Annotated in this window: 15 protein-coding genes; 6 read left to right on the top strand and 9 right to left on the bottom strand. The window is 67.8% G+C overall.

Features of this window, described 5'->3' with window-relative positions; translation table 11 throughout:
* Positions 1–126: 126 nt before the first annotated feature.
* From NS4_RS15505 to NS4_RS15495, 3 genes are read left to right on the top strand one after another with little or no spacing between them, the layout of a single operon-like run.
* The gene (locus NS4_RS15505) at positions 127–1,128 is read left to right on the top strand and encodes a FecCD family ABC transporter permease (protein WP_063060283.1); all 1,002 of its coding nucleotides are present in this window, start codon (positions 127–129) and stop codon (positions 1,126–1,128) included.
* Positions 1,125–2,207, top strand: coding sequence for a FecCD family ABC transporter permease (locus tag NS4_RS15500; protein WP_169811767.1), 1,083 nt, complete (start codon positions 1,125–1,127; stop codon positions 2,205–2,207). The genes NS4_RS15505 and NS4_RS15500 overlap by 4 nt, the downstream gene beginning before the upstream one ends.
* On the top strand, positions 2,204–2,995 hold the full coding sequence (locus NS4_RS15495; protein ID WP_063060227.1) for an ABC transporter ATP-binding protein: 792 nt from the start codon (positions 2,204–2,206) through the stop codon (positions 2,993–2,995). The genes NS4_RS15500 and NS4_RS15495 overlap by 4 nt, the downstream gene beginning before the upstream one ends.
* A 110-nt stretch (positions 2,996–3,105) precedes the next feature.
* On the opposite strand, the gene NS4_RS15490 is transcribed toward NS4_RS15495, so the two are convergent.
* The 8 genes from NS4_RS15490 to NS4_RS15455 form a co-directional block, all read right to left on the bottom strand.
* Positions 3,106–3,522, bottom strand: coding sequence for a PIN domain nuclease (locus NS4_RS15490; protein ID WP_063060226.1), 417 nt, complete (start codon positions 3,520–3,522; stop codon positions 3,106–3,108).
* On the bottom strand, positions 3,519–3,737 hold the full coding sequence (locus NS4_RS15485; RefSeq protein WP_030524661.1) for a type II toxin-antitoxin system VapB family antitoxin: 219 nt from the start codon (positions 3,735–3,737) through the stop codon (positions 3,519–3,521). The genes NS4_RS15490 and NS4_RS15485 overlap by 4 nt, the downstream gene beginning before the upstream one ends.
* 149 nt (positions 3,738–3,886) lie before the next feature.
* Positions 3,887–5,512, bottom strand: a complete 1,626-nt coding sequence (gene groL, locus NS4_RS15480) for a chaperonin GroEL (RefSeq protein WP_063060225.1) — start codon at positions 5,510–5,512, stop codon at positions 3,887–3,889.
* Between the two features lie 364 nt (positions 5,513–5,876).
* Positions 5,877–6,170, bottom strand: a complete 294-nt coding sequence (locus NS4_RS15475; RefSeq protein WP_030524663.1) for a DUF222 domain-containing protein — start codon at positions 6,168–6,170, stop codon at positions 5,877–5,879.
* A gap of 170 nt (positions 6,171–6,340) precedes the next feature.
* Positions 6,341–7,099 (bottom strand): Clp protease N-terminal domain-containing protein, encoded by a 759-nt coding sequence (locus NS4_RS15470; RefSeq protein WP_063060224.1) that lies wholly within the window; start codon positions 7,097–7,099, stop codon positions 6,341–6,343.
* Positions 7,100–7,157: 58 nt separating this feature from the next.
* Complete coding sequence (locus NS4_RS15465) at positions 7,158–8,081, bottom strand: CDP-alcohol phosphatidyltransferase family protein (protein ID WP_063060223.1); 924 nt, start codon at positions 8,079–8,081, stop codon at positions 7,158–7,160.
* Positions 8,081–8,806 carry a phosphatidylserine decarboxylase gene (locus NS4_RS15460; protein ID WP_063060222.1) on the bottom strand — a complete coding sequence of 242 codons (726 nt, stop codon included), beginning with the start codon at positions 8,804–8,806 and terminating at the stop codon, positions 8,081–8,083. Before NS4_RS15460 ends, NS4_RS15465 begins: the two co-directional genes overlap by 1 nt.
* A gap of 143 nt (positions 8,807–8,949) precedes the next feature.
* Entirely contained in the window at positions 8,950–9,210 is a 261-nt protein-coding gene (locus NS4_RS15455; protein WP_063060221.1) for a GlsB/YeaQ/YmgE family stress response membrane protein, read from the bottom strand.
* 258 nt (positions 9,211–9,468) lie between these two features.
* On the opposite strand from NS4_RS15455, the gene NS4_RS15450 reads away from it, so the two are divergent.
* Positions 9,469–10,515 (top strand): beta-ketoacyl-ACP synthase III, encoded by a 1,047-nt coding sequence (locus NS4_RS15450; protein WP_063060220.1) that lies wholly within the window; start codon positions 9,469–9,471, stop codon positions 10,513–10,515.
* On the opposite strand, the gene NS4_RS15445 is transcribed toward NS4_RS15450, so the two are convergent.
* On the bottom strand, positions 10,490–10,942 hold the full coding sequence (locus tag NS4_RS15445) for an SRPBCC family protein (protein WP_063060281.1): 453 nt from the start codon (positions 10,940–10,942) through the stop codon (positions 10,490–10,492). The genes NS4_RS15450 and NS4_RS15445 overlap by 26 nt on opposite strands.
* A 200-nt stretch (positions 10,943–11,142) precedes the next feature.
* On the opposite strand from NS4_RS15445, the gene NS4_RS32240 reads away from it, so the two are divergent.
* Both NS4_RS32240 and NS4_RS15440 read left to right on the top strand, forming a co-directional pair.
* Positions 11,143–11,304: a hypothetical protein gene (locus NS4_RS32240; protein WP_157106067.1), complete on the top strand. Its 162-nt coding sequence runs from the start codon at positions 11,143–11,145 to the stop codon at positions 11,302–11,304.
* A gap of 108 nt (positions 11,305–11,412) precedes the next feature.
* Entirely contained in the window at positions 11,413–11,883 is a 471-nt protein-coding gene (locus tag NS4_RS15440) for a hypothetical protein (protein ID WP_084487306.1), read from the top strand.
* Positions 11,884–11,927 lie beyond the last annotated feature (44 nt).

Raw genomic sequence — 11,927 nt, 5'->3', positions numbered from 1 at the left:
CTGAACCTTAGCAAGGAGAACCGAGATGGCGACAGTGCCGGTGCGAGCGAACCGGTGACCGGCGAGACCACCTCGGATGTCCCGGAATCGCCGGTCGGGTCTGCGGTCCCGCCGCGCCGCGGTGCCATGCCTCGTCCCGGTCGCGCACCGCTGGTCATGGTGGGCGTGCCGGTCGCCGCGGTGGTGGCGGCCGTGCTGGTGAGCGTCTGTGTCGGGAGCAGCCCGTCGAGCCTGCCGGAGGTATGGCATGCGATCTTCACCCCCACCGGCACCGATATGGATGTGACGATCCGCGAACTCCGCTGGCCCCGCACCCTCGTCGGCATCGCCGCGGGCGCCTGCCTGGGTGTCGCCGGAATCCTGACCCAGGGACATACGCGCAACGCTGTCGCCGAACCCGGCCTGCTCGGTATCAATCAGGGCGCGGCGCTGGCGATCGTATCCGCCACGTTCCTGTTCGGCTCCCTGCCGGTACCCGCCCAGGCCGGTCTGGCCTTCGTGGGCGCGCTGCTCGCCGGTGTGGTGGTGTTCGCGGTCGGTACCGCCGCCCGTAACGGGGCGACGCCGATCACGCTGGTGTTGTCCGGCGCGGCGGTCACCGCGCTGTGCGGCGGCCTGGTCACCGGGCTGGTACTGCTCGACAGCGCGTCCTTGGACACGCTGCGGTTCTGGCAGGTGGGTTCACTGGCGGCGCGCCCGGACTCGCTCGAAGCGATCTGGCCCTTCGCGGTCGCGGGGCTGCTGCTCGCCGTGCTCAATATCGGCGCGCTCAACACACTCGCCCTCGGCGAGGACGCGGCGCGATCGCTCGGGACCTCCATCCCCGTCGCGCGGTGTGCCGGCATCGGGGCGATCACACTGCTGGCCGGCTCCGCGGTCACCATGGCCGGTCCGATCGCCTTCGCCGGGTTGCTGGTACCGCATATCGCCAGGGCACTCGTCGGTGCCGACTATCGTCGTTCGGTGCCCGCGGCAGCCGCGTTCGGCATATTCCTCGTCCTCGTCGCCGATACTGCCGGCCGGGTGATCGCCCGGCCGGGTGAGTTGTCGGTCGGGGTCGTGCTCGCGGTCATCGGGGCACCGTTCTTCGTACTACTCGCTCGCCGGCGCCGGCTGGTGACCGTATGAGCGGCCCGGCCCCGAACCTGCTCGCGCCCACCCGCGTCCTGCGGTGGGGTCCGGTCTCGGTGCGCGTCATGCCCCGAGCGCTGTGGGTCGGTGTCGCATTGTCCCTGCTGGCCTTGGCGGCCACCGCGATCCATATCGCCAACGGTGGTTCCGCGCTCCCACTGGACGCCGGCGTCCGTGCGCTGCTGGGCGATGACTCGAACTCCCGGCTCCACCTCGCCGTGACGGAATTCCGGGCGCCGCGCGCCGTGGGGGCCGTCATCGCGGGCGGCTGTCTGGCCATGGCGGGGGCGATCACCCAGACCGTGGCACGCAACCCACTCGCCAGCCCCGACATCCTCGGCGTGACGGCCGGCGCCTCGCTCGGCGCGGTCTCCGTGCTGGTGCTGGCCGGTGGTGGCGCCGCCGGTCTCAGTGGGTTGGCCGCCGGGGTCGGTCTGCCGGTCGCCGCGTTCGGCGGTGGCATCCTGGCCGGAGCCCTGCTCTTCCTGCTCGCCTTTTCCGCGACTCTGGACAGCTACCGCCTGGTGCTCGTCGGGCTCGGCATCAACGGACTCGCGGTGAGCCTGACGACCTGGCTGCTGACCCTCGGTGATGTCAGCAATGCCGCGCAGGCGCTGACCTGGATGTCCGGTTCACTCAACGGCAAGGACTGGCCGCTGATCCGGCCGATGGGTCTGCTGGCCCTGGTCCTGCTGGTGGCCGCGCTGCTGCTGGGGCGGCGGCTGATGCTGCTCACCATGGACGACGATATCGCGCTGGGACTGGGGATCCGGATCGGCCGCCTTCGCCTGTACGCGCTGGCCCTCGCGACGCTGCTGGCCGCCACCGGGGTCGTGGTCGCGGGCCCGCTGGTCTTCGTCGCGCTGGCGAGCCCCCAGATCGCGCGGCTGCTCACCCGGTCGACCGTGCCGCCGATTCTGACCTCCGGATTGGTGGGCATCGTATTCGTCTCGGTCGCCGACACCCTCGCCGCGAACGCGCTCTCGGTATCGCTACCCGTCGGTGTGGCCACCGCGGTGCTGGGCGGGCCCTATCTCCTCTTTCTGGTCCTACGGAACCAAAGGAAGCTGACGTGAGTCACCCGGAAACGATTTCCGTACTGCGCGCGGAGAATCTCGCCCTCGGCTACGACGGCGCCCCGGTCGTCAACGATCTGACCTTCGATGTGCCGACCGGATCGGTCACGTCGATCATCGGCCCCAACGGCTGCGGGAAGTCGACATTGTTGCGCGGCCTCGGTCGGCTCATAGCTCCCCGGGCCGGTCGAGTCCTGCTCGACGGCAAGCCGATCAACACCCTGCCCACCCGGCAGGTCGCCCGGCGTGTCAGTATCCTGCCCCAGTCTCCCGCCGCGCCGCCCGGTCTCACGGTCGCCGATCTCGTCTCACGCGGGCGCCACCCCAGGCAGCGCTGGTACGAACAGTTCTCGGTCCTGGACGAGACAACATTGCGGGACGTCCTGAACAGCACCGGCATGCTCGACCTGGCCGGCGCCAGACTGGAAGAACTCTCCGGTGGCCAACGGCAACGGGCGTGGATCTCCATGACACTCGCCCAGGAAACCGGCATCATGCTGCTGGACGAGCCGACGACCTACCTCGACCTGGCACATCAGGTGGAACTACTGGAATTGATCGTGCGGATGAACCGCGAGCACAACCGGACGGTTCTCATGGTCCTGCACGACATCTCGCTGGCCGCTCGCTACAGCGACCATCTCGTCGCGATGAAGAACGGTGCCATCGTCACCCAGGGCACCCCCGCGCAGGTCGTGCGTCCGGACGTGCTGCGCGATGTCTTCGGCCTCGCCGCGCAGGTGGTCACCGAGCCGACCGCGGGCCGTCCGCACGTCATCCCGCTCTGATCGGTGCCAAGCCGGTCAACACTGCCGGTCGGCGATCGCCAGGCTTTGATCGCGTCGCCACCGGTGCCGATCGACGAACGATGGTCGAAGCACGATCCGGCGATCCGGGCTCAGCCGGAAGCACCGGCTACAAACGCCACCTGTTGCCCGGTGATCCGGGCAACAGTCGCGAAATCGTTGTCATCGGACAGGATTGTGAGTCGGCTGTGTTCGGCGGTCGCCGCAATGAGGAGGTCCACCGGGCCGGCCGAACGGTGTGTTCCCCGCTCCGTCATCAGCTGTTGAACCTCCTCGGCCCGCTCGTAGGCCCGGTCCGGCATCGGGGTCCAACCGAACAGATCATGCAGTAGCCGCCGCTTCTCGAGCCGGTCGGCCAATGATCTGGACGAATACAGGAATTCGAGTTCCACGATCGGACAGGTGGCGATCACTCCCGCAGCCAGCTGATCGGCCCACGCCTTCCGGTAGGGCTCCTGGAGAATCCGGAACAGCCCAGAGATATCAATGAGGTAGATGGCGGGGGTCACCGGCGGTAGGCCGCCTTGTTGCCGAGAAATTCGTCGAAGTCGCCTCCGTCGGCCATCTCGCCGAGGCGGGCGAGAGCGCGCATGCGGACCAATCGTTGACCGACCTCACGAAGGGCGGCATTGACCGTATCCTTCTTCGTCTTGGTACCGAGCACCTCCGCCGCGATCGCCAGCGCTTCGTCATCGATCTCGATCGGCGTCTTGGAAGATCCCATGTCACCACCTTCTCTGGACATCCCTTATGTCAGATATAGATACCTAGGATACCCAAAGTCTCGTCAACGTAGCGATAGATACGCCGAGGGCCGGTCCACCCGTAGGTGGACCGGCCCTCGATTCGAAAAGGATTGCCGGGTGGCAGGACTCAGAAGTCCATACCGCCCATGCCGCCGGTCGGATCGGCCGGCGCGGCGGCCGCCTTCTCCGGCTTGTCGGCGACAACGGCCTCGGTGGTCAGGAACAGGGCCGCGATGGAGGCCGCGTTCTGCAGGGCCGAGCGGGTGACCTTGACCGGGTCGGCGACACCGGCGGCGAGCAGGTCCTCGTACTCGTTGGTCTGGGCGTTGAGGCCCTGACCGGCGGGCAGGTTGGAAACCTTCTCCGCGACGACGCCGGGCTCGAGGCCGGCGTTGAAGGCGATCTGCTTCAGCGGAGCCGACAGCGCCACCTTCACGATGTTCGCGCCGGTCGCCTCGTCACCTTCGAGCTTCAGGTCGTCCAGAGCCGGGGCCGACTGCAGCAGGGCCACGCCACCACCGGCGACGATGCCCTCTTCGACGGCGGCCTTGGCGTTGCGCACGGCATCTTCGATGCGGTGCTTGCGCTCCTTGAGCTCGACCTCGGTCGCGGCACCGGCCTTGATGACCGCAACACCGCCGGCCAGCTTGGCCAGGCGCTCCTGCAGCTTCTCGCGGTCGTAGTCGGAGTCCGAGTTCTCGATCTCGGTGCGGATCTGCGCCACGCGGCCCTGGATGGCCTCCGCGTCGCCCGCGCCCTCGACGATGGTGGTCTCGTCCTTGGTGACGACGACCTTGCGCGCCTGGCCGAGCAGCTCGATGCCGGCGGTCTCCAGGGAGAGGCCGACCTCTTCGCTGATGACCTCGCCACCGGTGAGGATGGCGATATCGGCGAGCTGGGCCTTGCGGCGGTCACCGAAGCCCGGCGCCTTGACGGCGACGGACTTGAAGGTGCCGCGGATCTTGTTCACGACCAGGGTCGACAGGGCCTCGCCCTCGACGTCCTCGGCGATGATCAGCAGCGGCTTGCCGGCCTGGATGACCTTCTCCAGCAGCGGCAGCAGGTCCTTGACGGTGGAGACCTTCGAGCCGACCAGCAGGATGTAGGGATCCTCGAGGACCGCTTCCTGACGCTCGGGGTCGGTGACGAAGTAGCCCGAGATGTAGCCCTTGTCGAAGCGCATACCCTCGGTGAGCTCCAGCGACAGACCGAAGGTCTGCGCCTCTTCGACGGTGATGACGCCTTCTTTGCCGACCTTGTCCATGGCCTCGGCGATCAGCTCACCGATGGACGCGTCACCCGCGGAGATACCGGCGGTGGCGGCGATCTGCTCCTTGGTCTCGACCTCCTTGGCGGAGTCGAGCAGCTTGGCGGTGACGGCCTCGACGGCCTTCTCGATGCCGCGCTTCAGGCCCAGCGGGTTCGCGCCGGCCGCGACATTGCGCAGACCCTCGCGCACCAGCGCCTGGGCGAGCACGGTGGCGGTGGTGGTGCCGTCGCCCGCGACATCGTCGGTCTTCTTGGCGACTTCCTTGACCAGCTCGGCGCCGATCTTCTCGTACGGGTCCTCCAGCTCGATCTCCTTGGCGATGGACACACCATCGTTGGTGATCGTGGGGGCGCCCCACTTCTTCTCGAGCACGACGTTGCGGCCCTTGGGCCCCAGCGTCACCTTGACCGCGTCGGCGAGGCTGTTGAGGCCCCGCTCGAGGCCGCGACGGGCCTCTTCGTCGTACGCAATTGTCTTGGCCATTGCGGTGAGATCCTCCAAGTAATGAGGCTGACACACAGGATGACCGCATTGTCGGGTCACCCTTTAGCTACGCTTGTGGCCAGGTTCGGTGCCCGCGACGGACGACCAGGGGTGTCGTGGTACCCGATCTCACCGTCCCGACCTTTGGCACTCTCCGGTGGGGAGTGCCAATGCCATTTTTAGCACTCACCGGTGCCGAGTGCAAGGTCGACCGCCGCACAGACCACAGCTACTCCCGCTCCGGCCCCCGAAGAGGTTCGAGAGCCCGTCTCGATTCCGGGACGACAGAGCGACGGAGCGCAGCGACTCCAGCGGCGGAGTGCAGAATCGAGACCGAGAGGTCGCGAACCCGCGGCACCGGACCTCAAAGACTGTCGGTGACCCGCAGGGCAAGGGCCAGAAAGGCATCCGCGCGCCGCTCCTCCGGGGTGCGCGGCTCTCCCTCGTCGATCGTGACGAACTCGGCATCGTGCAGTAGCAGTTCGGCCTCGACCCGCATGATGGCGCGAATGAACGGCGGCGCGACCTCCGGCGGTAGATCGCCGTTGACCACATAGCTCCCGTCCGACAACGATTCGGTGGAGACATAGGTCAATGCGCGCAGCAGATCGTCCCGGTGCTCACCGGCCACCAGGTCGGAGTCCGTTTCATCCGCCATTGCTATAGATTACCGGGATACCGCCCCGGATCGAGTGCATCGGAGCCCCCGCCTGCGGTAATACCGGCACAGCGGGCGGTGGCCGCCCACACACCACGCACCACGAACTGTTCGAATCGCGCCGAACGCAGGGCGCACGGCGTCCCGGGTACCCCCGCGGCCGAGGTGCGCTATTTCTTCTCGGCGACGATCTGCTGCAGTAGTTCGATCAATCTGGTCTCGATCGGCTCCTTGCGCAATCCGGTATCGCTCAAGATCCCCGAGCCGTTCTCCAGCTCGAGGACGGCGAGCAGGATGTGCTCGGTGCCGATGTAGTTGTGCGCGAGCCGCAGGGCCTCGCGGAAGGTCAACTCCAGCGCCTTCTTGGCCTCGGCACCGAAGGGGACGAGTCCGCTCATCTTGCCGGCGGCGGTCGCGGCCTTCAAGGCCTCCGGTCCGGCCGTCGCGTCGCCGCCCACCGCGGTCAGCGCCGCGCTCGCGACATCCGCGAGGGCGACGCCCTGTTCCACGATCAGCTGACCGGCGAGACCGTCCGCCTCGCTGAGCAGGCCCAGCACCAGATGACCGAGGGAGATCTCGGCGCTGCCGGTGATGGTCGCGGCCTCCTGAGCCGCCACAACGACCGCGCGGGCACGCGGGGTGAATTTGCCGAAGCCGGCATCGGTAGCCATCTCGGCGGTGGGATCGCCCGGCGGCTTGGGCACAAAGCGTTTCTGGGCCGCCTGTTTACTGACCCCCATGCTCGCGCCGATCTCCGTCCACGAGGCACCCGAACGCCGGGCCTGATCGACGAAATGACCGATCAGATGGTCGGCCAGCTCACCGAGATGCCCCGCGGTGACCACCGCGTCGGCGAGTTGTTCCAGCGCGTTGTCGGGCCGGGCCTTCTTGATGACCTCGATGAGATCGTCCAGACGTACTGTAGTCATGCGTCAACTATAGGTTGACGCATGACCATCGTCAACCTGGGGTTGACGCAGAAATCCCTCAGTTCCGCCCCCCGGGCCGGCGCAACCGCAACCGCGAATCGCCACGTAGAGCCGGCCGCCGGATATCGGGGCGGCGCAGTACCGGCCGCCGGATCTCCGGACGCCGCAACACGGTCAACCGGCGGTCGGCCCGGCGCTGCGCGCGACGCTCGGCCGGTTTGTACTGCCAGGTCTCGGGCCGGGCCGCCACCCAGCGCCGTGAGTACCACGCGAAAGGAATATGTCCGAGATACAGCACGATCAGCACGAGCAACAGCACGATGGGGTAGGTGATCAGCGCCGCGCCGGCCAGCGCGACCAGCACCAGCAGCCCGGCGGCGGCCTGCGGGGCAACCGACACCGACTTGAGTGCCAGCGTCGGGATGGTGCTCACACACAACGCCGCGGTGAAGACGGTCCACGCCGCGACCACCGGGAAACTCGTCCACCAGCCGTCGCCGAACTGTACATACACCGCGATCGGGGCCATCGCAATGAGCGCGCCGGCCGGAGCCGGGACACCGACGAAGTACTCGCGCGCCCAATCCGGACGGGTGTCGTCGTCGAGCAGGGTGTTGAACCGGGCCAGCCGCAGCACGATGCTCACCGCGAACAGCAGCGCGATGATCCAGCCCGACCCGCTGCTCTCGCCGTTGAACAGCACCACATAGAGCACCAACGCGGGTGCCACCCCGAAGGAGATGGCATCGGAGAGGGAATCCAGCTCGGCGCCGATCTTGGTGGTCGCCGACAGCAACCGCGCCAACCGGCCGTCGAGGGTGTCCAGTACCGCGGCCGCGCCGATCATGGCGAGCGCGATCTTCAGTTCACCCTCCAGGCCGAACCGCACCGCGGACAGACCCGAGCACAGCGCCAGGATGGTGACGATACTGGGCAGCAGCCGGATCGATCGGCGCCGCCTGCCTTCGATGACCTGCTCCATCACGCGCCCGCCGCCGGCAGGACCGCCAGCATCGTCTCCCCCCCGATCGTCCGCTGGCCGATGTTCACCAGCAGTTCGGTGCCGGCCGGGAAGTAGGTGTCCACCCGAGACCCGAACCGGATGAGGCCGTAGGTGTCGCCGATGGTGATCCGGTCACCGGCAGCGGCGTCACACACGATGCGCCGGGCCAGCAGACCGGCGATCTGGACCACCACCACCTGCTGCCCGTCGGGGGTATCGATGAGCATGCTGCTGCGTTCGTTGACCTCGCTGGCATCGGCCAGGTCGGCGGATTTGAACTGCCCGCGCCGGTAGCGCACATCGCGTACCACACCCGAGACCGGCGTGCGCTGGACATGCACGTCCAGGACCGACAGGAAGATGCTCACCCGGGGCCGCGGCTGATCGCCCAGACCCAGCTCGGGCGGGGGCGCGGCCGTGTCGACCAGGGCGACCTCACCGTCGGCGGGGGCGACCACCACTCCGGGCCGATTCGGCGGGACCCGATGTGGGTGCCGGAAGAAGGCGGCGCTCGCCGCGGCCGCGGCCAGCGCGGTCCGGCGGACCCAGCGCCGCCTGCGGCCCAGGACCGCGGCCCCCAGCGGAACGGCCACGAAGGGCAATCCGGCCGGATGCATCGGCGGGATCGCACTGCGCACCAGATCGGCCAGATGGGCCGGACCGGTGGTTTCCGGGGTGCCGGGCGGCGTGGGACGGCGTGCCACTGATTCCTCTTTCGTACTCGGTTCGATCGGCGCGGACTCTCGGGTGGCGACCGGTCACCGCGCACGGGCCGGCCGAACCTGTCGGCGCAAGCGTTCACACCTTACGCCGAACAGGCCGGTGGCACCGGGTGTCGAGCCGAGGCCTACCTCCGTACGACCAACTTCACCAGGAACAAGAGGATGACGGCGCCGGCCAGGCAGGTGAAGAAGCTGAAGAACCAGCCCGCACTGTTCACGTCGACACCGAATGCCGAGAGCAGGAAGCCGCCGATGAGGCCGCCGACGATGCCTACCACGATATTGAGCAGAATGCCCTGCTGGGCGTCGGTTTTCATGATCTTACTGGCGATCCAGCCGGCGATACCGCCGATGATGATCCAGCCGATGATGCCGAGTCCGAGCATGAGTTTTTCCTCGCTTGTTCTCCGGGTACACGGCCGCGGCCGCGGGCGTGTACCGCCGCAATACCCGGAGTCGATCTCTATAACCCCGGCGAATATCGAATTGCCGATGCCGTGGCACGTCCGTGGGATAATATGAGGGTGCCTCATGTCTCCGGATTGCCCGGTGACCGCGATCACGCGGTCGGCGGGTGAGGAACTCACATCGAAATCGGGCCCACCCCCGCGGCGGCCCAGCCGCAGGTACATAGGAGAAGCACCATGGCTACTCAGATCGCCCAGACGACCGGGGCGCAGCACACCGCGATCCTGGGACTGGGCGTGTACCGCCCGGCAAGAGTCGTGACCAACGACGAAGTAGCCGGACCGATCGATTCCAGCGACGAGTGGATCCGCACCCGTTCGGGTATCCGCACCCGCCGCTTCGCCGACGACACCGAGACCATTCATTCGATGAGCGTGGCCGCCTGCCGCGGCGCCCTGGACGCGGCCGGTATCGCCGGCGACCAGGTCGACTGCGTCATCGTCGCCACGTCGACCCATCTGCTGCTGACCCCCGCCGCCGCGCCCCGGATCGCCACCGAACTCGGCACCGGCGGCGCCGCCGCCTTCGATCTCTCGGCCGGCTGCGCCGGATTCTGCCACGGCCTGGCCATGGCATCGGACCTGGTTCGCGCCGGTACCGCCTCGCACGTGCTCGTGATCGGGGTGGAGAAACTCAGCGACACCGTCAACCCGGCCGACCGCGGTACCGCGTTCCTGTTCGCCGACGGCGCGGGCGCCGTGGTGGTGGGCCCGGCCGAGGAACAGGGCATCGGGCCGACGGTCTGGGGCTCCGACGGCACTCAGCACCGGGTCATCCGCCAGGACAAGGACTGGGTCGAGTTCTTCGCCGAGATCGAGGAGAAGGGCACCGACGCCGTCCGCCCCTATCTGGCCATGGAGGGCACCGCGGTGTTCCGGTGGGCGGCGCACTCCCTGGAGAAGGTCTGCCGCGACGCCGTCGACCGCGCCGGTCTGTCCACCGACGACCTGGACGCCATGATCCCGCACCAGGCCAACGGCCGGATCATCGAGATCATGGCGCGGGTGCTGAAACTGCCGGAGAACTGCGCGCTGGCCAACGATATCGAGGAAGCCGGCAACACCTCGGCAGCCTCGATCCCGCTGGCGATGGAGACTCTGTTGCGCACCGGGCAGTCCCGGCCCGGCGATACCGCGCTGCTCATCGCCTTCGGCGCCGGACTCTCCTACGCGGCCCAGGTCGTGAACCTGCCGAAGTTCAGCGCGCCTCGGCCGCTGTCCTGATCTTCGCCAGCGATTCGTTCATCCCGGCCACCAGGTTCTCCTCGAACACCGCCTCGCCCCCGAGCACCGCGTTGATCAGCGTCCGCGAGACCCACGTGGTGCCGTTGGGGACATCGCGGCGTTCGATCAGCCGGGTCCCGTTCTCGGTGGGCTCGAGTGTGTAGGTCCACACGGTCCGGTTCTGGCTCACCCGAAAGGCCAGCGCGCTGTTCTTTTCATAGCGCAGGATCCGCGAGGTGGTCGGCCAGAACTTCCATCCGTCCCGGTTGAGGTTGACCGTCAGCGTGCCCGCTTTCGGCTTGCCGATCGGGATCATCCGGACACACTGGGGGCTGAACTCCGGCATCCGGCTCGGGTCGGCGAGCACCGCCCAGACCCGCTCCGGCGGTGCGGCGATATCGATGCTGGTTTCCAGGTTTTTCGGCAACGTTGCCTCCGGGTAGATGAAACTCCAAGTATCAGGAAGAATAGCGATCGGCGACGGGTCGGTCACATTTTCCCCCGCCGCGTATCGATATCACCCATCCGGCAGCAGAATCGATTGCGGGACCCCATCGGTTGCCGTACACGCCACCGCCAGCAAGTCGCGTCGCCAGCAAATACACAGCTACCGTGAGGTGATGGGCCGTGAACCTTCGCTCGCTACTGCGCCGCCAGACCACCGAGGGACTGCCGCAACTCCCGGCACTCCAACCCGATGACCCCTCCGGAAAAGCCAGGATCGACGAACGGCTGGAACGTCTGCTCACCCCCACCGAACTGGATATGGTCCTGCACCACCGAGTCTGAACCCCGGTCCCCGCAGCCCCGGCTACGGCCGGGGCCGCCACGTACCCACCCGGTACGCTGCTGGTCGCGCCGGAGGCTCCGGCGTGGTTGACCACCGGGGAATGCGTTATGAAGCGAATCTCAACTGTTGTGCTCGCCGCTGCCGCCACCGCGGCGCTGGCGCTTTCGGGTTGCTCTTCGGAGGAAGAGCCGGCCGAAGCGTCGGGCCTGCGCAAGAACACCGCGACCGCGCAGACCGCGCCACAGACGGAATCCGGCGACGGCGCCACCGCCGAAACCACCACTCCCGGAGCGGAACAAACCCCCGCACAATCGCCGGAGACCACCGCGACCGAGGACGATTCCGCCGCGGACGCCCCCGCCCCGGGCCGCCCCTCCGACACCACCTGCGGCCAGTTCGCACAGCTCGACGAACCGCAGCAGCAGCAACTCATCGGCCAGATCCTCGCCGAGAACCCCGACAGCGCGTTCGTGAACAACCCCAATGCCGCACTCGGCACCGCCAAGCTGGTGTGCAACTCCCAGAAGCTGGCCGATCAGAAGGTCGCCGTGGTCGCGGGGATCGTCGTCAACGGGTGAAGAAACGGGCCGGTCGGCCCGAGTGGCATACTTTCAGCTATCGA

It is taken from the genome of Nocardia sienata NBRC 100364, assembly GCF_001613205.1.
Classification (GTDB): Bacteria; Actinomycetota; Actinomycetes; order Mycobacteriales; family Mycobacteriaceae; genus Nocardia; species Nocardia sienata.
The sequence above is the reverse complement of the archived record's forward strand: the minus strand, read 5'-3'. Positions and strand labels throughout refer to the sequence as shown.